The 24,932-nt window shown below is 68.5% G+C and carries 25 protein-coding genes and 2 tRNA genes; 17 read left to right on the plus strand and 10 right to left on the minus strand.

Features of this window, described 5'->3' with window-relative positions:
• Window positions 1-27: 27 nt before the first annotated feature.
• From FPT20_RS01795 to FPT20_RS01810, 4 genes are read right to left on the minus strand one after another with little or no spacing between them, the layout of a single operon-like run.
• Window positions 28-240: a hypothetical protein gene (locus FPT20_RS01795; RefSeq protein WP_158862003.1), complete on the minus strand. Its 213-nt coding sequence runs from the start codon at window positions 238-240 to the stop codon at window positions 28-30.
• Window positions 237-725: a helix-turn-helix domain-containing protein gene (locus FPT20_RS18205; protein ID WP_158862005.1), complete on the minus strand. Its 489-nt coding sequence runs from the start codon at window positions 723-725 to the stop codon at window positions 237-239. Before FPT20_RS18205 ends, FPT20_RS01795 begins: the two co-directional genes overlap by 4 nt.
• 1 nt (window position 726) lies before the next feature.
• On the minus strand, window positions 727-912 hold the full coding sequence (locus FPT20_RS01805) for a helix-turn-helix domain-containing protein (RefSeq protein ID WP_158862007.1): 186 nt from the start codon (window positions 910-912) through the stop codon (window positions 727-729).
• On the minus strand, window positions 909-1,091 hold the full coding sequence (locus tag FPT20_RS01810) for a helix-turn-helix transcriptional regulator (RefSeq protein ID WP_199245639.1): 183 nt from the start codon (window positions 1,089-1,091) through the stop codon (window positions 909-911). Before FPT20_RS01810 ends, FPT20_RS01805 begins: the two co-directional genes overlap by 4 nt.
• A gap of 112 nt (window positions 1,092-1,203) precedes the next feature.
• On the opposite strand from FPT20_RS01810, the gene FPT20_RS01815 reads away from it, so the two are divergent.
• From FPT20_RS01815 to FPT20_RS01830, 4 genes are all read left to right on the plus strand, one after another.
• Window positions 1,204-1,722 carry a helix-turn-helix domain-containing protein gene (locus FPT20_RS01815; protein WP_158862009.1) on the plus strand — a complete coding sequence of 173 codons (519 nt, stop codon included), beginning with the start codon at window positions 1,204-1,206 and terminating at the stop codon, window positions 1,720-1,722.
• Window positions 1,723-1,787: 65 nt separating this feature from the next.
• Complete coding sequence (locus FPT20_RS01820; protein WP_158862011.1) at window positions 1,788-2,105, plus strand: hypothetical protein; 318 nt, start codon at window positions 1,788-1,790, stop codon at window positions 2,103-2,105.
• Complete coding sequence (locus FPT20_RS01825; RefSeq protein ID WP_158862013.1) at window positions 2,102-3,337, plus strand: site-specific integrase; 1,236 nt, start codon at window positions 2,102-2,104, stop codon at window positions 3,335-3,337. The genes FPT20_RS01820 and FPT20_RS01825 overlap by 4 nt, the downstream gene beginning before the upstream one ends.
• A 498-nt stretch (window positions 3,338-3,835) precedes the next feature.
• Window positions 3,836-4,645 carry an inositol monophosphatase family protein gene (locus tag FPT20_RS01830; protein WP_158862015.1) on the plus strand — a complete coding sequence of 270 codons (810 nt, stop codon included), beginning with the start codon at window positions 3,836-3,838 and terminating at the stop codon, window positions 4,643-4,645.
• A gap of 87 nt (window positions 4,646-4,732) precedes the next feature.
• Here the strand turns inward: FPT20_RS01830 and FPT20_RS01835 are convergent, their stop codons facing one another.
• Both FPT20_RS01835 and FPT20_RS01840 read right to left on the minus strand, forming a co-directional pair.
• Entirely contained in the window at window positions 4,733-6,478 is a 1,746-nt protein-coding gene (locus FPT20_RS01835; RefSeq protein ID WP_442786463.1) for a glycoside hydrolase family 13 protein, read from the minus strand.
• 40 nt (window positions 6,479-6,518) lie between these two features.
• Complete coding sequence (locus FPT20_RS01840; RefSeq protein WP_158862019.1) at window positions 6,519-7,571, minus strand: LacI family DNA-binding transcriptional regulator; 1,053 nt, start codon at window positions 7,569-7,571, stop codon at window positions 6,519-6,521.
• 214 nt (window positions 7,572-7,785) lie between these two features.
• Here FPT20_RS01840 and FPT20_RS01845 point away from each other — a divergent pair, with 214 nt between their 5' ends.
• From FPT20_RS01845 to FPT20_RS01860, 4 genes are all read left to right on the plus strand, one after another.
• Window positions 7,786-8,994 (plus strand): sugar ABC transporter substrate-binding protein, encoded by a 1,209-nt coding sequence (locus tag FPT20_RS01845; RefSeq protein WP_158862021.1) that lies wholly within the window; start codon window positions 7,786-7,788, stop codon window positions 8,992-8,994.
• Between the two features lie 67 nt (window positions 8,995-9,061).
• Entirely contained in the window at window positions 9,062-10,678 is a 1,617-nt protein-coding gene (locus FPT20_RS01850; RefSeq protein ID WP_158862023.1) for an ABC transporter permease subunit, read from the plus strand.
• Window positions 10,675-11,559 (plus strand): sugar ABC transporter permease, encoded by an 885-nt coding sequence (locus FPT20_RS01855; RefSeq protein WP_158862025.1) that lies wholly within the window; start codon window positions 10,675-10,677, stop codon window positions 11,557-11,559. Before FPT20_RS01850 ends, FPT20_RS01855 begins: the two co-directional genes overlap by 4 nt.
• Window positions 11,556-13,406, plus strand: a complete 1,851-nt coding sequence (locus tag FPT20_RS01860) for a glycoside hydrolase family 13 protein (protein ID WP_199245641.1) — start codon at window positions 11,556-11,558, stop codon at window positions 13,404-13,406. Before FPT20_RS01855 ends, FPT20_RS01860 begins: the two co-directional genes overlap by 4 nt.
• A 1-nt stretch (window position 13,407) precedes the next feature.
• On the opposite strand, the gene FPT20_RS01865 is transcribed toward FPT20_RS01860, so the two are convergent.
• Window positions 13,408-14,253, minus strand: coding sequence for a pentapeptide repeat-containing protein (locus tag FPT20_RS01865; RefSeq protein WP_442786464.1), 846 nt, complete (start codon window positions 14,251-14,253; stop codon window positions 13,408-13,410).
• A gap of 159 nt (window positions 14,254-14,412) precedes the next feature.
• Between FPT20_RS01865 and FPT20_RS01870 the strand changes: the two genes are divergently transcribed.
• From FPT20_RS01870 to FPT20_RS01880, 3 genes are all read left to right on the plus strand, one after another.
• The gene (locus FPT20_RS01870) at window positions 14,413-15,369 is read left to right on the plus strand and encodes an aldo/keto reductase (protein WP_158862027.1); all 957 of its coding nucleotides are present in this window, start codon (window positions 14,413-14,415) and stop codon (window positions 15,367-15,369) included.
• Between the two features lie 121 nt (window positions 15,370-15,490).
• Window positions 15,491-15,562 (plus strand) — tRNA-Thr (locus FPT20_RS01875).
• 31 nt (window positions 15,563-15,593) lie between these two features.
• Window positions 15,594-15,667, plus strand: a tRNA-Met gene (locus tag FPT20_RS01880).
• 166 nt (window positions 15,668-15,833) lie between these two features.
• Here FPT20_RS01880 and FPT20_RS01885 read toward each other — a convergent pair.
• Both FPT20_RS01885 and FPT20_RS01890 read right to left on the minus strand, forming a co-directional pair.
• The gene (locus FPT20_RS01885; protein WP_158862029.1) at window positions 15,834-16,694 is read right to left on the minus strand and encodes a 3-hydroxyacyl-CoA dehydrogenase family protein; all 861 of its coding nucleotides are present in this window, start codon (window positions 16,692-16,694) and stop codon (window positions 15,834-15,836) included.
• Window positions 16,695-16,722: 28 nt separating this feature from the next.
• Complete coding sequence (locus tag FPT20_RS01890; RefSeq protein WP_158862031.1) at window positions 16,723-17,955, minus strand: MFS transporter; 1,233 nt, start codon at window positions 17,953-17,955, stop codon at window positions 16,723-16,725.
• Between the two features lie 98 nt (window positions 17,956-18,053).
• Here FPT20_RS01890 and FPT20_RS01895 point away from each other — a divergent pair, with 98 nt between their 5' ends.
• Together FPT20_RS01895 and FPT20_RS01900 are read left to right on the plus strand one after the other, a co-directional pair.
• On the plus strand, window positions 18,054-18,623 hold the full coding sequence (locus FPT20_RS01895; RefSeq protein ID WP_158862033.1) for a TetR/AcrR family transcriptional regulator: 570 nt from the start codon (window positions 18,054-18,056) through the stop codon (window positions 18,621-18,623).
• Window positions 18,624-18,653: 30 nt separating this feature from the next.
• Window positions 18,654-18,875 (plus strand): hypothetical protein, encoded by a 222-nt coding sequence (locus FPT20_RS01900; RefSeq protein ID WP_158862035.1) that lies wholly within the window; start codon window positions 18,654-18,656, stop codon window positions 18,873-18,875.
• 4 nt (window positions 18,876-18,879) lie between these two features.
• On the opposite strand, the gene FPT20_RS01905 is transcribed toward FPT20_RS01900, so the two are convergent.
• On the minus strand, window positions 18,880-19,674 hold the full coding sequence (locus FPT20_RS01905) for a FadR/GntR family transcriptional regulator (protein WP_158862037.1): 795 nt from the start codon (window positions 19,672-19,674) through the stop codon (window positions 18,880-18,882).
• 111 nt (window positions 19,675-19,785) lie between these two features.
• On the opposite strand from FPT20_RS01905, the gene FPT20_RS01910 reads away from it, so the two are divergent.
• The 4 genes from FPT20_RS01910 to FPT20_RS01925 are packed head-to-tail and all read left to right on the plus strand — an operon-like array spanning window position 19,786 to window position 24,926.
• Window positions 19,786-20,874: a sugar ABC transporter substrate-binding protein gene (locus FPT20_RS01910; RefSeq protein ID WP_158862039.1), complete on the plus strand. Its 1,089-nt coding sequence runs from the start codon at window positions 19,786-19,788 to the stop codon at window positions 20,872-20,874.
• Window position 20,875: 1 nt separating this feature from the next.
• Window positions 20,876-22,396, plus strand: coding sequence for a sugar ABC transporter ATP-binding protein (locus FPT20_RS01915; RefSeq protein WP_158862041.1), 1,521 nt, complete (start codon window positions 20,876-20,878; stop codon window positions 22,394-22,396).
• Window positions 22,393-23,445 carry an ABC transporter permease gene (locus tag FPT20_RS01920; protein WP_158862044.1) on the plus strand — a complete coding sequence of 351 codons (1,053 nt, stop codon included), beginning with the start codon at window positions 22,393-22,395 and terminating at the stop codon, window positions 23,443-23,445. The genes FPT20_RS01915 and FPT20_RS01920 overlap by 4 nt, the downstream gene beginning before the upstream one ends.
• Window positions 23,442-24,926 carry an amidase gene (locus tag FPT20_RS01925; protein WP_158862046.1) on the plus strand — a complete coding sequence of 495 codons (1,485 nt, stop codon included), beginning with the start codon at window positions 23,442-23,444 and terminating at the stop codon, window positions 24,924-24,926. Before FPT20_RS01920 ends, FPT20_RS01925 begins: the two co-directional genes overlap by 4 nt.
• The last annotated feature ends 6 nt before the right edge of the window (window positions 24,927-24,932 follow it).

Raw genomic sequence — 24,932 nt, forward strand, 5'->3', positions numbered from 1 at the left:
CGTCGAGCATCCGCTGGCGGTTGATCTTCACCGAAGCTCCTCGTCCGTGAACGTGATCTGCGGATCGTTCGCACCGAACAGCTGCGGGTTGAGTTCGCGGGCCTCCTCCTCCGAGATCTCGGTGATGCCGTGCTTGAGGTAGGGGATGCCGTTGTCGGAGTACGCGGTGAGGAACCGCTCCACGTGCTCGTCGTCGACGGAGTGGACCCCGCCGTTCTCGTTCTTGATGTAGCGGGTCAACTTGCGCTCCTTGCGGTCTGGCGGTCGATGCCCTCGGCGTCGACCTCGAGCGCAGCGCGAGTATCTGAGTGATCTTCTGAGTGATCCCCTGATTGTTCTTCCTCTATATGCCTGCCACTCTGTCCGGTGAGTTTGGACTCTGTGTCCGGTGAGGTCGGTCCTTCTGTCTCGTGACTCTCTGTCACATGACTCTCTGTCTGGTGACTCTGCGTCGCGTACGAGAGGTTGAGAATGCAGAGGTCGCTCGTTCGAGATCCCCCTGGCCGACGACGCTGCTTTCGTGTGATCGCACCTTGTGCCTCGAGCTCGTTGAGGGCTCGTGACACGGTCCGGAGTGACGCTCCGGTCATGCTCGCGAGGACCTGCTGGCCGGGGAAGCACTCGAACGTCTTGTCATCGGCGCGGTGGGCAAGAGCCAGGAGTACGGACTTCGTCGCGGGTGCGATATGAAGGCCGTATGCCCATTCCGTCGCCTTGAACCCCACGTCAGCTGTCCTCCCCGAGGAGGCGGAGCAGGGCCGGCACGGGGACGAGGTAACGGCGCGACAGGCGGATGCTGGGCAGCGAGCCGTCCTTGAGGGCCGCGTACGTCTGCCGCATGCCCATCCCGAGCAGATCGGCGGCTTCTTCCGGCGTGGTGGTGGCGCGATCCCGGACGTCGTTGAGGGTCATTTGTCAGCCCCCTGTCGGCGCTCGTTGATCCACGCCTTGAGGTCGCTCTCGGCGTAGCGGACGACTCGGCCGACGCGGAATCCCTTCGGTCCGGTGCCGTGTTTGCGCCAGAAGCGCACGGTGTCGACCGAGACTCTGCACGCCTCGGCGACTTCCTGGATGGTGAGCAATCGCTCCACGACTTTGGCTCCCTTCAGCGGAACCGGTTGGTTCCTATGGGGAGATGCTTGCAGTCATGGGGAGATATTGGTAACGTGACTGTTCGTAAGATCCGAACGTAAGGACACAGGGATGCCCCGGGCGAAACGACAGCCGACTATATACGCCGAGCAGACAGCCGTGCGCCGGCTCGCCGAGGAGCGGGAAGCGCAGGGCATCTCTGTCCGCCGGCTGGCGGAACTCCTCAGCGAGGAGGGGTGCCCGATGCATGCGTCGGCAGTTAGTGACACCTTGAACGGAAGCCGGCGTCTGTCGGTGGATGAACTCGTTGCCTTCGCCCGCGTGCTGCAGGTGCCCCTCGCGCAACTCGTGGAGCCCAAGGCCTACGCCCAGGAAGAGATCGCACGCCTGCAGAACCGAGCGGAGTACGCCACGGCCGCGTGGGAGTTCGCTCAAGAGTTCAGCGCCAAGGCTGACGCGGACTACAGGCGCGCGGTGCTCGCTCTCGACTCCTACTGGCGTCAGCACCCCGAGGGGCGCCCACAAGGTGACCCAGAGGGGCAAATAAGGCGCGGCTCGCGCGCCATCGATAGGCACAAAGACCGGCTGAGGGATGCGGTGAAGAACGCGGAGCGCCTCAGCTTGGAATAGAACGCCCCCGACCCGTAGCCGCGGGCCGAGGGCATCGTCCGACAACATGAAAGGAAGACCGGACAATGACAACTATCGCAGCACACCACACTCGTGAGGAATGCCTCGAATCAGCGTGCATTCACAACTTCCACGAAGTTGACCGATCTGACCCCGAGGACCGGGCATTCCACGAAACGGCGGCGATCGAGGCATCCGAGGCAGACGGGCGATACCCGACTTACCGGGTGCGGGTCACCAAGTTCGAGAATGAAGATCGCTGGTACGTCGAGGCGGACGTGCGAGTGGCGCCCCTGTCCGCGGAAGACGCCCTCAGCCTCGCGGATGCGATCCGCCTTCAGGCTGGGGTCGCGTACGAACTCACCGAGGAGATGAGTGCATGAGCAGTGACATCTACCGCCGGTGCGGCTGTCGGGACGCGGCGGGGAAGCTGTACCCGCCGCTCCCCGACCGGGCGAGCGCGGACGCGAAGGCACGGACCTGCCCGAGGCTGCTGAGCGACCCTAAACACGGTTCATGGGGCTACGCCATCTCGGGCGGTGTCGATCCAGCGACCGGAAAGCGGGTTCAGCCGCGCAAGATGGGCTTCGCGACGAAGGCGGAAGCACAGAAGGAACGTGCCGCCGCGCTGACCGAAGTTACGTCGGGGCGGTGGAAGGGCCACCAGACCACAGCGGTCGGCGAGTACCTCATCGCGTGGCTTCGAGACCGCGTGGACGGCAAGCGACGGCCCTCCACGGCCGCGATGTATCGCCGGTACGTCGAGCAGGACATCATCCCTGCACTCGGGCGCCTGCGGCTCGCTGAGCTGCGCCGAGCTCAGGTCGACAAGTTCATCCGCGACCTCGAGCGCGCCGGCCGCGGAGCGACGACCATCCGCCGCATCCATGCCACGCTGTCCAGCGCGCTCAGCACAGCCGAGACACTCGACCTGGTCGACTACAACGCTGCTGCGAAAGTCGCGCTCCCGACCGTGACCAAGGCGAAGATCACCATGTGGGAGCCGAGCCTCGCAAACACCTTCCTCACCGCTGCCGGCGGCCATCGCCTCGGGGCGATGTTTGAGCTCGAGGTTCGCACCGGGTTGCGGCGTGGGGAACTGTGCGGCCTGCGCTGGTCCGACGTCGACTTCGATAACCGGGAACTCCACGCCCGAGTGCAGTTGTCTCAGGTCCGTGGGAAAGTCGCAGAGGGGCCGATCAAGACGGAGTCAGGCCAGGACCGCACCGTCTCCCTCGACTCGGAGGCCATCGGCGCGCTCATGGTGTGGAAGCTGCGGCAAGACATGGAACGCGACGCGTGGGGCGCGGACTACGTCGAGTCGGGCCGCGTGTTCACCTACGAGAACGGGGAGCAGCTGCGCCCCGATCACGTCTCCCGGGTGTTCGCGTCGCTGGTGGCAAAGGCCGAGCTGCCTAAGATCCGCTTCCACGATCTCAGGCACCTCCACGCGTCGCTGCTCATCGCTGCCGGCGTCCCGCTCGCGGTGATCAGCAAGAGGCTCGGGCACAGCACCATCTCGATCACCTCGGACCTCTACGGGCACCTCCTCCGAGACGCAAACCGCGATGCTGCGGAGGCAGCCTCGTCGCTGTTGCAGCGGGCAGCGTCGTAGAACCAACCCCCCAACGAGAGCCCCGGCCCGCACAGACTGCGGACCGGGGCTCTCTCGCGGTCAGGGGCATTCTGTGTGTGCATTTGTGTGAGCAGACTTGCGGCCGAACATGCAGACTCGGGGATGGTCGCCTGACTGTCGGTCGACCGCGATCCCTTGTAATGACTGGGCGAGGCCGCTCGGTGCCGTTCGGGGAATCTCGTTTTCAGTGACTGTAAATCAGCTGTCTACGACTTCGGGGGTTCGAATCCCTCACTCGCCGCGTTGTGAAAGCCCCCGGTTCGACCGGGGGCTTTCGTGTTTTCCGCGAGCTGGGCGCGGGTGCGGCAGTCGGTAACGGAGGATGGTCGGTCGCGGCGCGCCGTGTGCTGCGCACTAGGGAGGGGCTGCGGCCGCGATCGGGGCGGGGTCTCCTCCCTTGGCATCGACCGGCGGGCGACGAGACGGACCCAGGAGGATGCAGGCGCGCGGGGGCGCCGCGTCTGACAGGGTGGAGGCATGACCTCCTCCGCCGAGCTTCTCGAGATCGCCGTCACCGTCGCACGCCGGGCAGCCGCCCTGGCGCAGCAGCGGAGATACGACGGCGTGGAGGTCGCCGCCTCCAAGTCGACCATCAGCGACATCGTGACGCAGGCCGACCGGGAGGCGGAGCGTCTGATCCGCGGTGCTCTCGAGGCCGCTCGGCCGCGCGACGGCTTCCTCGGCGAGGAGTCGGGCGGCGAGGCGGGCGAGAGCGGCCTCACCTGGGTCGTCGACCCCATCGACGGCACCGTCAACTACTTCTACGGGATCCCGGCCTACGCCGTGAGCGTCGCGGTCGTGGAGGGAGACCCCGACCCGGCGACGTGGCGCACGCTCGCCGGCGCCGTGGTCAATCCGGTGCTCGGCGAGGTGTTCACCGCGTACGAGGGAGGCGGTGCTCGCCTGAACGGGACGCCCCTCCACGTCACCGAGGGTGTCGGGCTGGATCTCGCGCTCGTCGGCACCGGGTTCGGGTACGACCCCGAGGTGCGGCTCAAGCAGGCGCGGTTCGTCGCCGAGCTGATCGGCAAGGTGCGCGATGTCCGGCGGATCGGCGCCGCCTCCCTCGACCTGTGCAACGTCGCGGCGGGCCGTCTCGACGCCTACTTCGAGCGCGGGCTGAACCCGTGGGATCACGCCGCTGGAGCGCTCATCGCCAAGGAGGCCGGCGCGCGGATCGGCGGCCTGGGGGAGGCGCCCGGCGGTCGCGAGCTCATCGTCGCCGCGGCGCCGGACCTGTTCGAGCAGCTCGACCCGATTGTGCAGGAGTACTACACGCGCTGGTGAGGCGCGGAAGCCCGGCTGACCGCGCACGAGACGCCGAAGGGCGGCCTCCCGAAGGAGACCGCCCTGCCGCATTTCAGCCCGAAGAGCTCAGACGAGCCACACGGTGGTGTCCTGCGGGAGTGCGCCGTTCTCCAGCGGGCCGCTCTCGAGGATGATCCGGCCCGCGGGAGGCGTGACCGGCGTGGTCCCCAGGTTGCTGACGACCGTCACACCGCCGGAGCGGAAGGCGAGGACGTCCGGTCCGAGGTCGAACCAGTCGAGCTCGCCGAAGGCCAGGTCGTGCTCACGGCGGGCGGCCAGCGCCTCCTGGTACATGGTCAGCGTCGAGCCGGGGACGCCCTCCTGCGAGGAGCGCGTGTACTCGGCCCAGGACGCAGGCTGCGGCAGCCAGCTGCGGTCGGACGGGCCGAAGCCGTACGAGGGCTCGGTGCCCTCCCACGGGATCGGCACGCGGCAGCCGTCGCGGCCGTAGCGCTCGCCGTTCGTGCGGAACCAGGTCGGGTCCTGACGGGCCTCGTCGGGCAGGTCGATCGCCTCGGGGAGGCCGAGCTCCTCGCCCTGGTACAGGTAGGCCGAGCCGGGGAGGGCCAGCATGAGGGCGGTCGCCGCGCGGGCGCGCCGCAGGGCGAAGGCCGGGTCGGCGATCCCCGTCGTCTTCGGGCCGATGCCGTGACCCTGCACGTTGATGTTCTCGAGGGCGAGGCGCGTGGCATGACGGACGACGTCGTGGTTGGAGAGCACCCAGGTGCTCGGCGCGCCGACGCTGCCGAAGACGCTGATGGAGCGGTCGATCACCGAGCGAAGGGGCGCCGCCTCCCACGGGGTCTCGAGGTAGCCGAAGTTGAAGGTCTGCTGCATCTCGTCGGGGCGGACCCAGTGGGCCAGCGTCTCGAGCGGCTCCACCCAGGCCTCGCCGCAGAGCACGCGATCGCCCTCGTACTCCTCGAGCACCTTGTGCCAGTCGCGGTAGATCTCGTGGACGCCGTCCTGCGCGAAGTAGGGCGGGGTCGCCGGCTCGGTCTCGCCGTGGCCGCCGATCTCGGGCTCGAGCGGGATGCCGCCCGTTCCCGGGCCGACCTGGCCCGCGCCCATCGAGCCCGCGCTCTCCGGAGGCGTGTAGTCCGGGAGGCCCGCCTCCTTGACCATGCCGTGGGCGACATCGACGCGGAAGCCGTCGACGCCGCGGTCGAGCCAGAAGCGGAGGATGCCGCGGAACTGCTCCCAGATCCACGGGTTCTCCCAGTTGAGGTCCGGCTGCGACTTGTCGAACAGGTGGAGGTACCACTGGCCCGGACGGCCGTCGGCCTCGGTGACCCGCGTCCACGCCGGGCCGCCGAAGATCGACTGCCAGTTGTTGGGCGGGAGGTCGCCGTTCTCGCCCTTGCCGTCGCGGAACATGTAGCGGTCGCGCTCGGGGCTTCCCGGGCCGGCGGCCAGCGCCTCCTGGAACCAGGCGTGGTCGCTCGAGGAGTGGTTGGGGACGATGTCGATGATCACGCGCATGCCGAGTCCGTGCGCCGTCTCCAGAAGGGCGTCGAAGTCGGCGAGGGTGCCGAAGCGCGGGTCGACGTCGCGGTAGTCGGCCACGTCGTAGCCCGCGTCGCGCTGCGGCGAGGTCTGGAACGGCGACAGCCAGACGGCGTCGACGCCCAGCTGCTGCAGGGCCGGGAGGCGGTGGGTGATGCCCGGGAGGTCGCCCATGCCGTCGCCGTCGGCGTCGGCGAACGACCGCGGGTACACCTGGTAGATGACGGCGGAGCGCCACCACTCGCGGCCGGGCGTGGAGGGGGAGAGGGCGCGGGTGGGAGGGGTCGTGGTCGGAATACGGATCACCTGTCTTCGGCGAGGGTCGGTCTGGGGCGGTCCTGGGGTGTCAGCCGAGCGCTGGTGCGGCGGTGCTCCCTCGCACGATGAGCTCGTACGGGACCGGGATCGTTGCACCGGCGTCGGCGCTGGAGGACATGCTAGCCGCATCGGGCTGGTGCTCGCCCGACGGTTCGAGGGTGCGCATCAGCAGGTCGACCGCGAGCTCGCCCTGGCGCCCGGGGAACTGCGCCACCGTGCTCAGACCGAAGAACTCCGAGAGCTCGTAGTCGTCGATGCCGACCACCGAGACGTCGTGGGGGACGGAGATGCCGAGGTCGCGCGCGGCCAGGAGGGCGCCGATCGCCATCTCATCGGAGGCGGCGAAGATTCCCGTCGGCCGGTCGCCGGGCGTGCCGAGAAGCTGCTTCGCCGCGGCGTAACCGCCCGCGATCGTGAAGTCGGCGGTGCGGTACAGCGCGGGCTCGATCGGGATGCCCGCGGCTGTGAGCGCCCGCTCGTAGCCGTGACGGCGACTGGTCGGGATGTGGAAGTCGAGGTCGTACTCGCGGCCGCCGCCGATGTGCGCGATCCGCCGGTGCCCCAGGGCGATCAGGTGCGCGGTGGCGAGCTGGGCCACGGCGACGTCGTCGATCGACAGGGAGCGGACGCCCTTCAGGGGGCCGCCGACGCTCACGAGCGGCTTGCCGATGCGCAGGAGGCGGCCGATCTCCTCGTCGGTGAGTTCGAGCGAGATGGCGATCACCGCGTCCACGCGCTGGCGGAGCAGGTGCCGCTCGAAGACCGTCCGCCGCTCCTCGCCTCCGCCGCTCAGGTTGTACAGCGTCAGGTCGTAGCCGCGCCGGAGGAGCGCCCGCTCGGCGCCCTCGATGACGGACGCGAAGAACCAGCGGTTGAGATGCGGGACGACGGCTCCGACGTTGCGCGTCCGGCCGGAGGCGAGGCTCGAGGCGTACGACGAGACGACGTACCCGAGGGCGTCGGCGGCCTCGGTCACCTTGAGTCGCGTGGCGTCGGAGACCTTCACGCTGCCGCTGAGCGCGCGCGACACCGTGGCCGTGGAGACGCCGGCCAGCCGTGCGACATCGTCGATGCCCGCCATGTTCACTCATCCTCGTTCGGGTCGATCCGATCCTAGTGGCGGGCTGAGAGCCGGCAGGACAATTGTTGCAAGCGTTTGCACAATACATCGCAGAACAGAGGTTTCAAGTGGCGTCGCGGCCGGGTAATGTCCGGATTTTGGCGGACTTGCGTCTGTCGGTGGCGCCTGATATCAATGAAAGCGCTTGCACCATTCACAACCGAAAGGCACACCAATGACGGTGAGACCCCGCATCCTGTTGACCACCGCGGCCGCGCTGACGGCCGTCCTCGCGCTCGCCGGCTGCTCGGCCGGAGGGTCGTCCTCCGCTTCGGGTGACTCCGCGAGCAAGACCCCGCTGACCGTCTGGGTCGACGCCGACCGCGCGAAGGTCATGAAGGATGCGGCCGCCTCCTTCACCAAGGAGACCGGCGTCAAGGTCACGCTCGTCCAGAAGGACTTCGGCAAGATCCAGGACCAGTTCGTCGCCCAGGTCCCGACCGGCAAGGGCCCCGACATCACGATCGGCGCCAACGACTGGACCGGCAACTTCGTCGCGAACGGCGTCGTCCAGCCGATCGAGCTCGGCGACAAGGCCTCCGGCTTCCAGAAGGTCGCCGTCGACGCGATGACCTACGAGGGCAAGACCTACGGCCTCCCGTACTCGATCGAGAACATCGCGATCCTCCGCAACACGGCTCTCGCCCCCGAGCCCGCGACCTCGTACGCCGACATGGTGTCGAAGGGCTTCCTCGTCCAGGTCGGCCCGCAGTCCGACCCGTACCACCTGTACCCGTTCCAGGCCTCGTTCGGCGCCCCGGTGTTCGGCACCAACTCGACCGGCGGCTACGACCCCAAGAAGCTCGAGCTCGGCGGCACCAACGGCGACGCCTTCGCCTCCTGGCTGGCGGAGCAGGGCAAGGCCGGGGTGCTCAGCACCTCCGTCACCGGCGACATCGCCAAGGAGCAGTTCCTCGCCGGGAAGGCCCCGTTCTTCCTGACCGGCCCGTGGAACGTGGCCGACGCGCAGAAGGCGGGCATCAAGCTCGCGGTCGACCCGATCCCGTCCGCCGGCGGCAAGCCGGCGACCCCGTTCGTGGGCGTCCAGGGCTTCTTCATCAGCTCGAAGACCAAGAACAAGCTCGCGGCCAACGAGTTCCTCACCAACTACATCGGCACCGAGAAGGTCCAGACCGAGCTCTTCAAGGTGGGCGCCCGGCCGCCGGCGCTGACCGCCGCCTTCAAGAAGGCCGCCAGCGACCCGATCATCGAGGGCTTCGGCAAGGTCGGCGCGACCGGCCAGCCGATGCCGAACATCCCCGCGATGGGCAAGGTCTGGCAGTTCTGGGGCGTCACCCAGGCGTCGATCATCGGCGGCAAGGGCGACCCGGCGCAGCTCTGGCAGAAGATGACCAGCGACATCCAGGCGGCCATCCAGCAGTGACGGCACGACCCCGGCCGGGCGCTCTCGCGTCCGGCCGGGGTCGGACCGCGGCCATGAGGAGGGTCGAATGACGACGCAGACGGAGATCGACGACGATCTCGACACACCACCCGGCGGCGCACTGCCGCCCGTCCGGGCCAAGCGCTCGGCGCGCGCGGCGCGCGTAGCGGAGCGCGCCTCCATCGGGGTCCCGGCACTGATCGCGAAGATCGCTCTGCTGGGTCTCGTCGACGCCACGAGCCTGTACGCGCTCATCGTCCTCGCGGGCAAAGCGCAGTGGACGGCCTTCGTGGTCGTGCTCGCCATCGCCGCGATCGTGAACGCGGTCTACCTGAGCCGGAAGCGCCTCCCCGCGAAGTACCTCGTGCCGGGTGCGCTGTTCTTGGTCGTGTTCCAGCTCTTCGTGGTCGGGTACTCGGGGTACATCGCCTTCACGAACTACGGCACCGGTCACAATTCCTCCAAGGAGGACGCGGTGACCGCGCTCCTCCAGTCGGCCGAGACGCGCGTGCCGGACTCGGCGACCTACGAGGTCACGGTCGTCCGCGGGCCCGACGGTCTCGGGTTCCTCGTGACCGACCCGAAGGGGCGCGTCTCGCTCGGTGACGCGACCCACCCCCTCCACCCGGTGGACGGCTCCCTGCCGGCCGGGTACACCAAGCTCGACTTCTCGCAGGTGATCAGCCAGCAGGAGGCGATCGCCGGCCTCGCGGTCCCCGTCAGCGCGGACGCCAACGACGGCACCCTCCGGACGTCCGACGGAAGCACCGCCTACCTCTACCGGTCGACCCTCGTCTACGACGCCAAGGCCGACACGATGACCGATACCAAGAGCGGCGTCGTCTACTCGGACACCGGTCGCGGCGCGTTCACCGCCCCGAACGGCAAGGAGCTGCTGCCGGGCTGGCAGATCCCGGTCGGCCTCGACAACTTCTTCCGCGCGTTCGGCACCGAGTCGATCCGCGGGCCGCTCGTGCAGGTCACCGTCTGGACGTTCGCGTTCGCGGTGCTCTCGGTCCTGACGACCTTCGTGCTCGGACTCTTCCTCGCGCTCGTCTTCAACGACTGGAGGATGCGCGGGCGCAAGTTCTACCGGGTCGCGATGATCCTGCCGTACGCGTTCCCCGCGTTCCTCTCGGCGCTGGTGTGGGCCGGCATGCTCAACCCCGACTTCGGCTTCGTCAACCAGGTGCTCTTCGGCGGGGCCAAGATCCCGTGGCTCACGAACGAGTGGCTGGCGCGGGGAAGCATCCTGTTCGTGAACCTCTGGATGGGATTCCCCTACATGTTCCTCGTCTGCACGGGTGCGCTCCAGGCGATCCCGAGCGAACTGGAGGAGGCCGCCCGCGTCGACGGGGCCACCGCCTGGCAGGCATTCCGGCGCGTGAAGTTCCCGCTCCTCCTCGTGTCGCTCGCGCCCCTCCTGATCAGCTCGTTCGCGTTCAACTTCAACAACTTCAACTTGATCTACATGCTGACGAACGGCGGCCCCCAGCTGCCCGACGCCGGGATCAACGTCGGGTCGACCGACATCCTCATCTCGATGGTCTACAAGGTCGCGTTCGTCGGGGCCAACCGCGACTACGGGCTCGCCAGCGCCTTCTCGATCATCATCTTCGTGCTCGTCGCCGCGATCTCGGCGATCAGCTTCCGACAGACCAAGGCCCTCGAGGAGCTGACATGACCGCCACGTCCGCCACCCGTCGCCGTCCGACCTTCGGGCGCTGGTTCCGGCAGACCGGCTGGCGCCACCTCGTCGGCGTCGTCATGGTGGTCTTCGCCGCGTTCCCCCTTCTCTATGTGCTGTCCGCCTCCCTTCGCCCGGGTGGCACGCTCATGACGGCGAACGCCCCGTTCAGCTCGCTCGACCCGAGCAACTACGTGCGGCTGTTCCAGCTTCCGCAGCAGCCGTATGCCGCGTGGTTCGCGAACACGCTCGTGATCGGGATCGCGACCTCGGTCGGCTCCGTGTTCCTCGGCGCGCTGGCCGCGTACTCGTTCTCGCGGATGCGCTTCACCGGCCGCCGCGTGGGGCTCCTGTCCCTCCTCCTCGTGCAGATGTTCCCGCAGCTGCTCGCGATGGTGGCGATCTTCCTGCTGCTGAACGGGATCGGCGACGTCTTCCCGCCGCTGGGGCTCGACAGCCAGATCGGGCTGATCATGGTCTACCTCGGAGGGGCGCTCGGCGTGAACACGTACCTCATGTACGGCTTCTTCAACACGGTGCCGGTGTCGATCGACGAGGCGGCGAAGCTCGACGGCGCGGGCCACGCGCGGATCTTCTTCACGATCATCCTACGCCTCGTCGCGCCGATCCTGGCCGTGGTGTCGCTGCTGACCTTCATCGGGACGACCAATGAGTTCGTCATCGCGAGCACCGTGCTAATCTCGCCCGAGAAGCAGACCCTCGCGGTCGGGCTGTACCAGTTCGTGTCGCAGCAGTTCTCCGAGAACTACGGTCTCTTCGCGGCCGGGGCCGTGCTTGCGGCGCTGCCCGTGATGGCCCTGTTCCTCTTCCTCCAGAAGTACATCGTCGGAGGCCTCACCGCGGGGAGCGTCAAGTGACCGCGGCCGCACTGCTGCCGCACCACGACGGCTCGCCCCTCCACGTCTCCACCGCCGCGCCGAAGCTGGGGGAGGAGGTGCGCGTCCGGCTGCGGGTGCCGCACGCCTGGGGCGAGGTCGCGTCGGTCCGCACACGGTCCAACCCCGACCGGGAGCCGCGCTACACGGAGGCGCGGATCGTGGGCGCAGGCGACGGCCACGACTGGTGGGAGGCGCCGGTCCTCGTCGAGAACCCGGAGCACGGATACCGCTTCCTCATCAATCGCGCCGACGGGCGTGCCGTCTGGGTCAACGCGACCGGTGTGCATGAGCTCGAGACCCTCGACTCCGAGGACTTCCTGCTCGTGACGCACCCCGCGCCTCCCGAGCGGCTCGCGAGCACGGTGCTGTACCAGGTGTTCCCGGATCGGTTCGCGCGCTCCTCCCGCGCCGACAGCAGGCCGCTGCCGGGCTGGGCGATCCCCGCGGACTGGTCGGACCCGGTCGATCTGCTCCAGCCGGGCCGGTCGCAGCAGCTCTACGGCGGCGACCTCGACGGCATCGTCGAGCGTCTCGACCACATCGAGCAGCTCGGGGCCACGACGATCTACCTCACCCCGTTCTTCCCGGGGCGGTCCAACCACCGCTACGACGCGTCGAGCTTCGGCTCCGTCGACCCGCTGCTCGGAGGCGACGACGCGCTCATCCGCTTGGTCGAAGCCGCGCACGAGCGCGGACTGACCGTGATCGGCGATCTGACCGCGAACCACTGCGGCATCGGGCACGAATGGTTCCAGTCGGCCTACGGCGACCCACGCGCACCCGAGAGCGACTTCTTCTACTGGCTGAACGACGAGCACACCGAGTACGTCTCGTGGCTGGGTGTGCCGAGCCTCCCGAAGTTCAACTGGAACTCGGCCGAGCTGCGCCGTCGTTTCATCGAGGGGCCCGACTCCGTCGTCGGCCGCTGGCTGCAGCCGCCGTATTCGCTCGACGGGTGGCGGATCGATGTCGCCAATATGACCGGCCGCTACCGCAACGACGACCTCAACGCGGAGGTGCGCCAGGCCATCCGGCGCACGATGATCGAGATCAACCCCGACACGATCCTCCTGGCGGAGTCGACGAACGATGCGACGGGCGACTTCCGCGGGGACGCGTGGCACGGCGCGATGACGTACGCGAACTTCACGCGTCCCGTGTGGTCGTGGCTGTCGGAGCGTGGCGAAGCGGTGAACTTCTTCGGCCTGCCGGTCGCGGGCATCCCGCAGCACGGCGGTCGGGAGGTGCTGGCCGCCCACACGCGGTTCACGGCGGGGTTCCCGTGGCGCACGCGTGTAGGGATGATGAACGCCCTCGACACGCACGACACGCCCCGGTTCGCAACCTCCGCCCGACCGGGCGCGGTGCCGGTCGCGCTCGGCCTCTCGGCGACTCTTCCCGGCATCCCCACGGTGTTCGCAGGCGACGAGTTCGGGCTGACCGGCGTCGACGGCGAGGCGTCGCGCACGCCGCTGCCGTGGGGCGACCCGGCGGCCGAGGGCGCGATGACGCTCTACCGCGACATGCTGCGGCTCCGGCGCGACCACCCGGCCCTGAACGGGGGAGGGATGCGCTGGCTCCACGCCGACGAGGACGTTCTGGTGTTCGTGCGCGAGAGTCGCGAGCAGTCCGTGCTGGTGCTCGCGGCTCGCGAGCCGGTCACGGTTACGCTTCCGCAGCACGCCGTTGCCGGTGCGCAGTCGGCCCGTCTGCTCTCCGGACAGGGTTCGTTGGCGGTCACCGACGCGGGTGAGCTCGAGCTTGCTGTCGAGGGGCCGGCGTTCGTTGCGTGGGAGCTGCCGGCGCCGAGCGTGCCGACGGCCTGAGTCAGCGCCAGTGGGCCGGGCGCTGCAGGCGTTCCGGCAGACGCGTCGTCGTGCTGCCTGCTGCAGCGTTGACCTGCATCTGGGTGAGATAGACGGCCCGGCTCAGGTCTGCGCCGGCCAGATCGGCGTCGCGGAGGTCGGCTCCGATCAGTTCGGCGCGAGAGAGGTCTGCCTTGCGGAGGTCGGCGCCGATGAGAAGGGCGCCACGGAGTTCGGCCCCGCGCAGGTCCGCACCGCGGAGGTCGGCGCCGGCCAGGTCAGCGCCCGGGCGCAGTCGGGTGCGCGAGACGCGGAGGTTTCCCGTGCCGATCGGGCCGGCTTCGCGCGTCAGGCGCGCGGCGTCGCGCAAGAGGGCCGCCGCGGGGGCGCGCAGTGCCTCAACGTCGAGTTCGCGCAGGGCCTCGGGAGGGGCGGCAGCAGCCTCCCGGACCTCGCGCTCTGCGCGGCGCAACCGAGGGTGGAGGGGTGACGCCTCCACCAGCTCAAGAGCCTCGGCGAGGTACCAAAGCACTTCGTGGAGCTGGCGCATGACGGGGAAGACGGCGAACATGTCGGGGCGGACCTGCTCGTCGTGCCAGGTCGCGCCTCCGAACGTGTGCTGCGTGACCTGCTGGCCTGCGCCGAAGCAGTCGAAGACGGTGCAGCCTTTGAACCCGGAGTCTCGAAGCACCGGGTGGATCGTGCAACGGAAGTCGTCGGCCAGGTTCACGCAGGGATCGCCGGCCGGCTTGTCGATGGCGAAGTCGGCCGATCGCGCGAAAGCGAGGGCGACGCAGCAGAGCCCGACGCAGCGGGAGCAGTCCGCTCGTAAGTCGGGCGCTTGGAGGTCCGGCGCTTGGATTTCCACACCTCAACAGTAGGTGCAGCGTCTGCGATTGCTCACAGATCCTTCAGCCCCGGAATAGCGCGAGGCTCGTCGCGTTACCGTCGAATACCGGGTCAAGAATCGACGATCACACCGTCGGTCAGGCCCGCTCTCGTCCGCCTCAGCTCAAGGAGAACAAGAATGACCGCACCTCGCCGCACTGTCGGAGGCTCCGATCTCGAGGTCTATCCCCTCTCGCTCGGTGGCAACGTATTCGGCTGGACGGCCGATCGCGGCACGTCGTTCACCGTTCTCGACCAGTACCTCAGCGCGGGCGGCAACTTCGTCGACACCGCCGACGGGTACTCGGCCTGGGTGCCGGGCAACACGGGCGGCGACTCCGAGCGCATCCTCGGCGAGTGGTTCGAGGCGCGCGGCAACCGTGACGAGGTCGTCCTCGCCACCAAGGTCAGCCAGCACCCCGACTTCAAGGGCCTCGCCGCAGACAATATCCGCCGTGCGGCCGACGCATCGCTCGAGCGCCTCCGCTCCGACTACATCGACCTCTACTACGCGCACTTCGACGACGAGACGGTGCCGCTGGAGGAGACGGTCGCCGCGCTGTCCGGTCTGGTCGACGCGGGCAAGGTCCGCTACATCGGCATCTCGAACTACTCGCCCGAGCGGATCGAGGAGTGGTTCCGCATCACCGAGCGCGAGGGCCTCCATCGCGCCGTGGCGCTGCAGCCTCACTACAACCTCGTGGAGCGCGCCTACGAGACGCGGTACCGCGCCCTCGCCGAGCGCGAGAACCTCGGAGTGATGCCGTACTTCGCGCTCGCGGCCGGCTTCCTGACCGGCAAGTACCGCGACGGCGCGACGGTCGACAGCCCCCGTGCTCAGGGTGCCGCCAAGTACCTCGACGAGACGGGCCGGGCCGTGCTCTCGGCCCTCGACGAGGTCGCCGCTGCGCACCACGCCTCCGTCGCCACGGTTGCGCTCGCGTGGCTCGCCGCCCAGCCGACCGTGACTGCGCCGATCGCCAGCGCCCGCACGCCCGAGCAGCTGCCCGACCTGCTCGCGTCGGTCGAGCTCGAGCTGGCCGCCGGCGAGCTGGAGGTGCTTGACGGCGCCTCGGCCGCAGCGAAAGCGGCCTGAGCGCAAGCTTGCGGAACCCCTCTGCATAGCGTCGCGGGGGTGCTCCGGTGGTACAGAGCACCCCCGCGCGGATGGTATTCTCTTCTGGTTGCCAAAACGCGGAAGGCTCCGTGCTGGCTTCGCCCCCTTAGCTCATTGGTAGAGCACTTCCTTGGTAAGGAAGAGGTAGTGGGTCCGATTCCCACAGGGGGCTCCGTCTCCCGGTCGCGACGACGGGAGGCCCCGGCGGGGTAGCTCAGGTGGTTAGAGCACACGGCTCATAATCGTGGTGTCGCGGGTTCGAGTCCCGCCCTCGCTACATAGCTTGAAAACGCGGGAACGGCGGCTGATGATCAGCCGCCGTTTCGTCGTTGGGAGGGCGATTGGACACAATTCGGACACACTCACCTCATAGGGAAGCATTCAGGTGCATCGCCGCAGTCTTGAGGGAGCGCTCGTCCACGACGTCCTGATGCGTGCTGGGCTCAGGCGTAGTCGTCGTAGATGCCGCGGCCGGTCTTGACGCCGAGTCGGCCTTGTTCGATGTAGGACCGGAGGAAGGGAGCGAGCGTGTTCTCGCGGCCTGCGATGGCGGCGTAGTGGTCTTCGATGTCGCGGACGACGTCGAGCCCGACCTGGTCCATGAAGCGGAACGGGGTTAGCTCTGCCCGGAACAGGTCGGCGAACAGGGCGTCGACGTCGGCGGGGTCCGCGATGCCGTCGGCGACGACCGAGAGGGCCTCGCGCTTGATTGCCGCCCAGATGCGGTTGAAGATGAAGCCCGTGCTCTCCTTGCGCACGATGTGCGGGAGGAGGTGGTAGCGGCTGAACTCGGCACTCACCAACTCGATGACGGCGTCGGCGGTGGCACCGCTTGACATGAGTTCGACGGAGCGTGCCTGGGGCGGCATGTAGAAGTGGGTGTTCAGGAGCCGGGCGGGATCGGCGACGCTGTCGCGGAAGGCCGAGGTGGGGAACGAGGAGGAGTTGCTCGCGAGGATGGCGTCCGGGGCGGCGTGCCTGTCGAGGTCGGCGAAGACCTGCTTCTTCAGGGCCAGCTTCTCGGGGACAGCCTCGATGACGAGCCACGCGTTGTCGAGCGCAGTGCGGAGGTCGGTGGACGCGGTCAAGGCGCCGTTGGTCGTGCCTCCGAGTGCCGCCGCAAGGTCCGGGCGCGCCGCCTGGACGAAGGCCGCCGCGGTGTCGGCGGTCGCGCGCGCGGTGTCGTAGACACGCACGTCCGCTCCGTGAAGGGCGAGCATCAGCGCGATGCGTCGGCCGAGGGTGCCGCCGCCGATCACCGCCAGGGGTCGGGTGTCGACGTGAGTGGGCAGGGTGAAGGACATGGTTGTCTCCTTAAAGGTTGCGAGAGGGTCAGAGCGAGGGGGTCGATCCGAGCACAGCGCGGAGGGAGCCGGTCGTGGTGGCGACCGCGGTCCGGCGCTTCCGGGCCGGACGGAGGTTGGTGATGAGTGCGGGGATCGCCGCCACCACGAGCGCTGCGCCGTAGATGAGGGTCGTCGTCTTGAGGCCGAGCGTCGTGGTGAGTGCGCCTGCGGCGACGGCCGGGACGCTGAACCCCAGGTAGCAGATGACGTAGACCGCCGAGAACATGCCGGCGCGCTCGTGGGGTGCGGCGAGCGGCAGGGTGACCCGTAGCGACCCGGAGTAGCCGCTGCCGAAACCGCATCCCGCCACCATCGTCCCGACGAAGTACAAGAGCGCGGAGCCGGAGACCACGGCGAGTGCGGTGACCGATACGCCGGTGACAAGGCAGGTGACCCCGACCAGCATGGTGGTCCGGTCAGACCACCGCCGCGCGAACACGGTGATCGCGGCCGGGAAGAACAGGGCGAACAGCGCGAGACCGCCGATGATGACCGCCGGATTGTGGGTGAGTGAACGAGTGATCGAAGGTCCGAGCGAGAGGTAGAACCCGCCGAGCGCCCACGTCGCGGCGCCGACCGGCATCGCCGTGGCGACCGTCTTCACGGCCGCAGCAGGGATCCGGAGTCGCGGAACGAGCGATCGCGGTGTCCACGGCAGCGTGCCCCCGGTCTGCGGATGCATGGCGAGCGGGATTCCCAGCACCACCAGCAGTGCCGCGATCGTGAGATAGACGACCTGCGCCGGTGCGGGGGCCAAGCCGACCAGGAGGGACGACCCGAGCGCGCCGCTCGAGAGCCCGACCGGTGAGGCGAGGCTGTTCAGCAGCGATCCGGCCGGACGGTCCGGGTTCTCGAACGCCATAAGGGCGGACCCGGCTGCGCTCATCGTCGCCCCGGTGGCTACCCCTTGGATGACGCGTGCGGCGATGAGGGCGGCAGGGGAGGCTGCACTTGCGAAGAGGAGCATGGCTGCGATCTCGAGGACGATCGCCACGATGAGCACCGGCCGCGTGCCGAGGTGATCGGCAAGAGAACCCGTGATCAGCAGGGTGATGAGGATGGCGGCTGCGTAGACGGCGAAGACTGCGGTGACAGCGATCGGCCCGAGTGCCCATTCGTGCGCGTACTGCGCGTAAAGCGGGGACGGCGCCGCAGATCCGCCGATGAACACGATAAGCACCGCAGCGTGCAACCAGAATGCCGCGTGGCGGCGTCTCATCTGAACCTCGATTCCTTAAAGCAAAAACTGTGCGTTAAGGCATCCTAAACCTTAACGCACATTTTGTGCGTTAGTGAGAGGAACTCTAGAATCGATGCATGGCCACCGCACCGACAGCCCGCCCGGGAGGCCGCAGCGCACGGATCCAGCTGGCGGTGCACTCGGCCGTGACTGAACTGCTCGAGGAGAACGGCGGGGACCGGACCGCCCTGTCCATTCCCGAGATCGCCAAGCGGGCAGGCGTCAACACCAGCACCATTTATCGTCGCTGGCGTGACCTCCAGGGATTACTGGCCGCGGTCGCGTCGAACTCGCTCGCTCGAGAGCAGGTGGAGGACACCGGGACCCTGGAAGGCGACTTGCTTGCCTGGTTCGTGCCCTACGTCGAAGAATTCTCGACCGACCTCGGTCGGGAAGTGCTTCGCGACATGATCGCGGACAGGGATGTCACCACCGACTACTACGAGATTCTGCGCCGGCACATCGATGAGATCCGGTCCCGGGCGATCGAGAGGGGCGAGACGCCTCCGCCCACCGATCGCGTGGTCGATGTGGTCGTCGCCCCGGTGATCTACCGGATCCTCTTCACGCATGCCACCGAGGAGCAGCTCGACGTCCGCGACAAGATCGGTCGGCTCATCGGGGAGATCACGGACACTGCGGAGTGATCCGGCCCCTTCATCCGACTCCTTCAGGACGTGCTCGCTCTCCCGCTCTACGACGCGGACACCTCGGACTCAGATGATCCAGTCCCGCGCTCAGTTCGGGCGGAGGGGGCGATCATCCCGTTCGTCGCGACGATCTTCGTGTACGTGGGAGCGCGCTCCATCAACCGTCAAGCGGAAGCCGAGGCGCGCGATCGCAGCGAGCGTGATCTCAGCAACATCCCGACGGAGAATCCCGAGATCCCGTTCGCTTGATCGATCAGGCCCGCGGTCTCTCCGCGGCGGAGTGGCGCACCTCGGGCAGGGTAGCGACGAGGATGTCGGCAGCGTCTGTCTGGTCGAGAGCTTCGCGCCGGGTCTGGTCCAGGTAGCTGACGTGGCCTTGGAACGCGGCCCGCGCGGCGTCGGGGTCGCCGTCCCGGATTGCGAGGTAGATCGCCTCGTGCTGGTTCGTGACCGACTCGCGGTCCAGGTACTCCACGAATACCGAGTTCGTCGCCGGTCGCGCCAGGTGCACGGACGTCATCGCGAGTTCGAGGATCTTGTTCTTGGCGGCTTTCGTGATCGCCGTGTGGAATTCGAGGTCGAGGTCGAGCCAGTCGGCGATGTCCATCTCGAGGTCCCGCGACGCCTCCACGGGTCGACTGATCGCGGACAGATCCTCGTCTGTCCTCCGGCGGGCGGCCAGGTCGACGCACTGCATCTCGAGAACCCAGCGCGCTTCATCCACGTCGTGGAGCGAGACATTGCCGGCACGGTACCAGAGCTGGATGGCGTCGCTCAGCTGCTCGGCGACTTCTTCGGCGTCCGGGATCGCCACGAAGGTGCCCCCGTTGCTCCCGCGCGCGGAGATCACGAGACCTGTTGCGGAGAGGAGCTTCAGCCCTTCGCGGGCGGTCGCGCGGGCCACGTCGAACGTGTCGGCGAGTTCCTGCTCAGTCGGCAGTCTCTCGCCCGGCTGCCAGACCCCCTGTGAGATCGCGTTGCGCAGTTGGCGCGCGATCTGCCCGGACGCGTCTTTGCGGCCCAGTTGCTCCGGCTGGAAATCGTTCATGTCCCTCCCTCTCCCAGTCAATGGAAACACACCCTTTACAAGGTTCACACACCAAGGTAATAATTCGTATGTTGAATGTTGGACAATGAAGTTCGTCAACAAGGAGAAACCATGACCCGAACCCGTGCCATCGTCGCCGTCGCCGCTCTCGCGGTGCTGGGCGTCGCTCTCGCCGGCTGCTCTGCCCCTACCCCGGCCGCCACCCCCGCGGGTGCCCAGACCGCGGCGACCGCCAGCTCGGACGCGATGAAGCAGACTCTCGCCTACCTCGACGCCGGCCTGCCCGAACTCAAGGGCAAATCCGTGGCCTATCTCGCCGAATGCGCGGCCGCGAACTCCTACTGCCAGACGCGCCTGGCCGGCGCACAGGACATGGCGAAGAAGGCCGGCGTGAAGCTGACCGTGTTCGACGCCAACTTCGACCCGAACACTCAGCTCAGCCAGGTCCAGGACGCCGTTCAACGCGGCTTCGACGGCTTCGTGTTCTCCCCGGTCGCCTCGACGAGCGGGTGTTCGGACTGGAAGCTGCTCAAGGCGACCGGCAAGCCGGTCGCGACGATTAACAGTCCCATGTGCGGGAGTGCGGACTACACCGAGGGAACCGTCGGATTCGTCGGAATGCAGACCGAGTCGTTCTTCCAGGAGCACGTGGAGAACGCGTTCAAGAGCTGCACGTCCCCGTGCAAAGCGGTCGCCGTGGGCGGTTACGTCGGCAGCGATCTGTTCACCCGCTGGCAGGACGCGATCACGGCGGCGGGCAAGAAGTACCCGAAAGTGACCGTGGTCGCCAACCAGCCGGGAAGCTTCGACCCCAAGACGGCGCTCGGCGTCGTGCAGGACGCTCTCTCGGCGCACCCCGACGTCACCCTCGTACTCTCGTCGTGGGATGACATGACCCGGGGAGTCGAACAGGCCATCACCGCCGCCGGGAAGACTCCCGGCAAGGATGTGCGCATCTACTCGGTGGGCGGAACGAAGGACGGCGTCGCGGCCGTCCAGGCCGGACGCTGGACCGAGACGAGCGTCCTCCTGCCGTACGAGGAGTCGGGCTACGGCATCGTCCAGCTCGCCCGCAAGCTCGAGACCGGTGCGGGCACGCCAGGATTCGCCTACCTCGCTCAGGCGCCCGCGGTCGTGAATGGACCGGGCTCGATCTTCGTGACCGCGGACAACGCGTCCAAGTTCTCCCCGGAGTACTGAGATGACGGGACGCGATGAGCAGGGTCTCGTCATCGAGGGGCTCGCGAAGGCTTACCCGGGAGTCGTGGCGCTGGACAAGGTCGACCTCGCGGTCGCGGCCGGGACGGTCCATGGTCTCGTCGGTGAGAACGGAGCGGGAAAATCCACTCTGATGAAGTGCGTTGCCGGAGCCGAGAAGCCGGATGCGGGCTCGGTCATCGTCGGCGGCCGCCGGGTCGAGGGAAGCGTGCACGACGCCGCCGAGGCCGGCGTCGCCATGATCTATCAGGAGCTCACTATCGTGCCCGACCTCACAGCGCTCGAGAACGTCTTCCTGGGTGCGCTGCCGACCAGATTCGGCGTCGTCCGCCGGACGGAGGCTCGACGCGCGTATCGGAGGGTCGCCGCCGCCATCGGAGCGACGACGCGCCCGGGAACGCGGGCGGGTAGCCTCTCGACCAGCGCCCAACAGCAGCTGGAGATCATGAGGGCGATCAGTCACGACAGGCGGGTTCTCATCCTGGACGAGCCGACCGCCTCCCTCGGCCCGGCGGACATCGAGCGCCTGCACACGGTCATCCGGTCGCTGCGCGACCGCGGACTCGCCGTCGTCTATGTCTCGCACGACTTGGAGGCGGTCCTCGATGTCTGCGACGACGTGACCGTTCTCCGGGAGGGGCGCGTCGTCACGACGCGGCCGGCGAGCGAGTGGACCGCTCCAGAGCTGGTCGCCGCCATGGTCGGCGGGGTGCCGCTCGTCTCCGCGGGCGCGCCCCGGCACGAGGGCGGCGAGCGCCCGGAGCTCTTCCGGATCAGCGGCCTCCGGGCACCTGGCGTGGATGTCCCGTCGCTCGACGTGCGCCGCGGAGAGATCCTCGGCGTCGCGGGACTGGTCGGCTCCGGCCGGACCCGCATGCTCCGAGCGATCGCCGGCGCCGATCGGGTCGACCACGGTTCGATGATCCGTGAGGGTCGCGAGCGCCCCTGGCCCCGTCATCCGCGCCAGGCGCTCCACGCCGGGGTGATGCTCGCCCCGGAGGACCGCAAGGGCCAGGGACTCGTCCTCGATCGCCCGTCGGCGTGGAACGTCGCCGTGGGCAGGTTCGCTCCGCGCGGCGCAGGCGCGCCTGTCACCGCCTCCCGGATCCGCCGCTGGGCTGGCCCGTTCGCCGAGTCGGTGGGCTTCGCCCCCGACCGATTGACCGCCGCCGCCGGCACTCTGTCGGGAGGGAACCAGCAGAAGCTGCTGCTCGGGAGGCTTCTCGGGCGTGGCGTCAGTTGCCTCCTGCTGGACGAACCGACCCGGGGGATCGACGTGGGCGCGAAGGCGCAGATCTTCCGAACCATCCGGGACCTCGTCGACGCCGGTCACGCCGTCATCTGGTCGAGCAGCGACCTCTCCGAAGTGGCGCAGCACAGCGACCGGATCGTCGTGGTCGCCGGCGGCCGGGTCGTGGCCGAACTGCCCAAGGGAGCGAGCGTCCCCGAGATCTTGGCGCACGCCTTCGCGGCGACCGCAACCACGGAAGGAGCAGCAGCGTGACCGCTTCCACGATGAATGCGCTCGGCCCGCGTCGTTCCCGCGTGTCGGCCCTGATCGGCCGGCTGCGCTCAGCCGGCGTCGCCGTCGCACTGCTCGTCCTCGTCGTCGTCGTGGCGGTGGCGCAGCCGAACTTCCTCGCGTACGGCAACGTGACGAACATCCTCAGCCAGTGGGCACCGGTGGCCATCATGGGCGTCGGCATGACCTACGTGGTCATCACGGGAGGCTTCGACCTCTCGGTGGCGTCGATCTACTCGCTCAGCGCCGTCGTCGCGGCGGCGGTGGGCCGCACCCAGGCGCCGATCGTCGCCTTCGCGCTCGCGCTGGTGGTCGGGCTCGTGGCGGGACTGCTCAACGGGGCGGTCGTCACCGTTCTGCGGGTCAACCCGTTCATCGCGACGTTGGGCAGCTCCCTGGTCCTGTCAGGAATAGCGCTGGTCCTGACGGGCAATCGGCCTTTCGTCGTCGACTTCGCACCGTTCGGCACACTGGGCACGGGCCGGCTCGCGGGGATCCCGTATTCGGGCTTGCTCGCCATCGGGCTGATGATCCTCGGCGGCCTCGTACTCGCCTATACCGCCTACGGGCATTCCGTGTACGCGGTCGGGGGCAACTCCGAGGCCAGCCGGCTCGCGGGAATCCGGGTCGGTGCGGTGACCGCCAGCACGTATGCGGTTTCCGGGTTCTGCGCGGGTGTGGCGGGAGTCATCACCGCGTCCCAGCTGAGCTCCGCGCAGGCGAACCTCAACCCGAATCTCGTGTTCGACGTGCTGACGGTCGTCATCGTCGGGGGCACTTCACTCAGTGGGGGCCGAGGGGCGATCTGGCGAACGGCGGTCGGGGTCGGGATCCTCGCCACCCTCCAGAACGGCTTCAACCTGCTCGACATCGACCCGTACTTCCAGAACATCATCAAGGGCGTCATCATCATCGCCGCCCTCGCCTCCGTGCGGGTGGTGCGCCGCCGCCGCTCCGCCTCCTCCACAGAACCGCTGAAGCGACGCCTCCCGGTCGTCGCCACGACGAAGAAGGAACAGAAGGAATCATGACCATCGCCTTGCCGCTCGAAGACCTGTCGATCGCCGCCGTCCACGACGCGTACCGATCGGGAGCGTTCACCGCTGAAGAGCTCATCGCCGCCTATCTCGACCGGATCGAGCACCTCGACCGTTCCGGACCGGAGCTGAACTCGCTGATCTCCGTCTCGGAGACGGCGCTCGACCAGGCCAGGCGCCTCGATGCCGCACTCGCCGAGACCGGCGAGCTCGTCGGGCGCCTCCACGGGATCCCGGTGGTCGTCAAAGACCAGATCGAGACCGCCGACCTGCCGACCAGCTTCGGCAGCGTCGCCTCGGGGGACTACCGGCCCGAGCGGGACGCGACGGCGATCGCCCGGCTGCGGGATGCCGGAGCGATCATCCTCGGGAAGACCACGATGCCAGACTTCGCGACCTCCTGGTTCTCGACGTCATCCCGCAGCGGCCTCACCAAGAACCCGTATGACCTGGCACGCGACCCCGGCGGCTCCTCGAGCGGGACGGCGGCGGCCGTCGCCGCCAACCTGTCGCTGGTCGGGATCGGCGAGGACACGGGTGGGTCGATTCGCCTGCCCGCGTCCTTCTGCGGGCTCGTCGGACTCCGGGTGACCCCGGGCTTGATCTCACGGGCCGGGATGTCCTCGCTCGTGAAGCCGCAGGACACTTCGGGTCCGATGACCCGGACCGTCGAGGACGCAGCTCGGCTGCTCGACGTGCTCGTCGGGTACGACCCCGCCGACGAGTACACCGCGGCGGTCGTGGTCGCGGGGGAGGGGCGCCCCTACGTCGACAGCGTCAGCGGCGCCTCCGTGGCCGGCAAGCGGATCGGCGTGCTCCGGCAGGCGTTCGGCGACCCCGCCGACCCTGACGGCGCGCGCGTCAACGAAACCGTGGAGCGGGCTCTCGACGCCCTAGCCCGAGCGGGAGCGGAGCTCATCGACATCGAGATCGACGACCTCGACGAGCAGGTCGGGTTCACCTCCCTCTATACGACCCGGTCCCAGCAGGACATGAACGAGTTCGTCGCGGCGCGACCGGGCCTCGGCATCCCCTCCATGCGCTACCTGATCGAGGAGGGGAAGTACCACGAGAAGCTCGACCTCCTGGAGGGCATCGTCGCCGGCCCCCTGAACCCGACCGATGATCCCCACTATGTCGAACGCGTCCTGGCCCAGACCGCTTTCCAGCGCCAGGTCCTCGGGATCATGGCCCGGAACGACCTCGACGCGATCGCCTTCCCTGACTCGAAGCTGCCGGCGCCGACGCACGAGGACATCTTCGCCGACCGGTGGACCTGCCTCACCTACCCGACGAACACGGTCATCGCCTCCCAGCTGCTGTTCCCGGCGATCACGGTGCCCGCGGGCCTCACCGGCGACGGGCTGCCCGTCGGGCTCGAGCTGATGGCAGCCCCGTACGCGGAGCGTCCGCTGCTCGAGGTCGCGGCCGGCGTGGAGAGCGTCCTGCAGGGCCGGCACGCGCCGCAGCTCTGACGCGCC

It is taken from the genome of Leifsonia sp. AG29, from assembly GCF_009765225.1.
Lineage (GTDB): Bacteria > Actinomycetota > Actinomycetes > Actinomycetales > Microbacteriaceae > Leifsonia.

Bases quoted from the DNA above. Each gene is read 5' to 3' on its own strand.
- FPT20_RS01925 (WP_158862046.1), top strand. From the start codon at position 23,442: ATGACCATCGCCTTGCCGCTCGAAGACCTGTCGATCGCCGCCGTCCAC.
- FPT20_RS01820 (WP_158862011.1), top strand. From the start codon at position 1,788: ATGACAACTATCGCAGCACACCACACTCGTGAGGAATGCCTCGAATCA.
- FPT20_RS01845 (WP_158862021.1), top strand. From the start codon at position 7,786: ATGACGGTGAGACCCCGCATCCTGTTGACCACCGCGGCCGCGCTGACG.
- FPT20_RS01890 (WP_158862031.1), bottom strand. From the start codon at position 17,955: ATGAGACGCCGCCACGCGGCATTCTGGTTGCACGCTGCGGTGCTTATC.
- FPT20_RS01830 (WP_158862015.1), top strand. From the start codon at position 3,836: ATGACCTCCTCCGCCGAGCTTCTCGAGATCGCCGTCACCGTCGCACGC.
- FPT20_RS01895 (WP_158862033.1), top strand. From the start codon at position 18,054: ATGGCCACCGCACCGACAGCCCGCCCGGGAGGCCGCAGCGCACGGATC.
- FPT20_RS01905 (WP_158862037.1), bottom strand. From the start codon at position 19,674: ATGAACGATTTCCAGCCGGAGCAACTGGGCCGCAAAGACGCGTCCGGG.
- FPT20_RS01825 (WP_158862013.1), top strand. From the start codon at position 2,102: ATGAGCAGTGACATCTACCGCCGGTGCGGCTGTCGGGACGCGGCGGGG.
- FPT20_RS01885 (WP_158862029.1), bottom strand. From the start codon at position 16,694: ATGTCCTTCACCCTGCCCACTCACGTCGACACCCGACCCCTGGCGGTG.
- FPT20_RS01840 (WP_158862019.1), bottom strand. From the start codon at position 7,571: ATGGCGGGCATCGACGATGTCGCACGGCTGGCCGGCGTCTCCACGGCC.
- FPT20_RS01870 (WP_158862027.1), top strand. From the start codon at position 14,413: ATGACCGCACCTCGCCGCACTGTCGGAGGCTCCGATCTCGAGGTCTAT.
- FPT20_RS01815 (WP_158862009.1), top strand. From the start codon at position 1,204: ATGCCCCGGGCGAAACGACAGCCGACTATATACGCCGAGCAGACAGCC.
- FPT20_RS01915 (WP_158862041.1), top strand. From the start codon at position 20,876: ATGACGGGACGCGATGAGCAGGGTCTCGTCATCGAGGGGCTCGCGAAG.
- FPT20_RS01850 (WP_158862023.1), top strand. From the start codon at position 9,062: ATGACGACGCAGACGGAGATCGACGACGATCTCGACACACCACCCGGC.
- FPT20_RS01855 (WP_158862025.1), top strand. From the start codon at position 10,675: ATGACCGCCACGTCCGCCACCCGTCGCCGTCCGACCTTCGGGCGCTGG.
- FPT20_RS01805 (WP_158862007.1), bottom strand. From the start codon at position 912: ATGACCCTCAACGACGTCCGGGATCGCGCCACCACCACGCCGGAAGAA.
- FPT20_RS01910 (WP_158862039.1), top strand. From the start codon at position 19,786: ATGACCCGAACCCGTGCCATCGTCGCCGTCGCCGCTCTCGCGGTGCTG.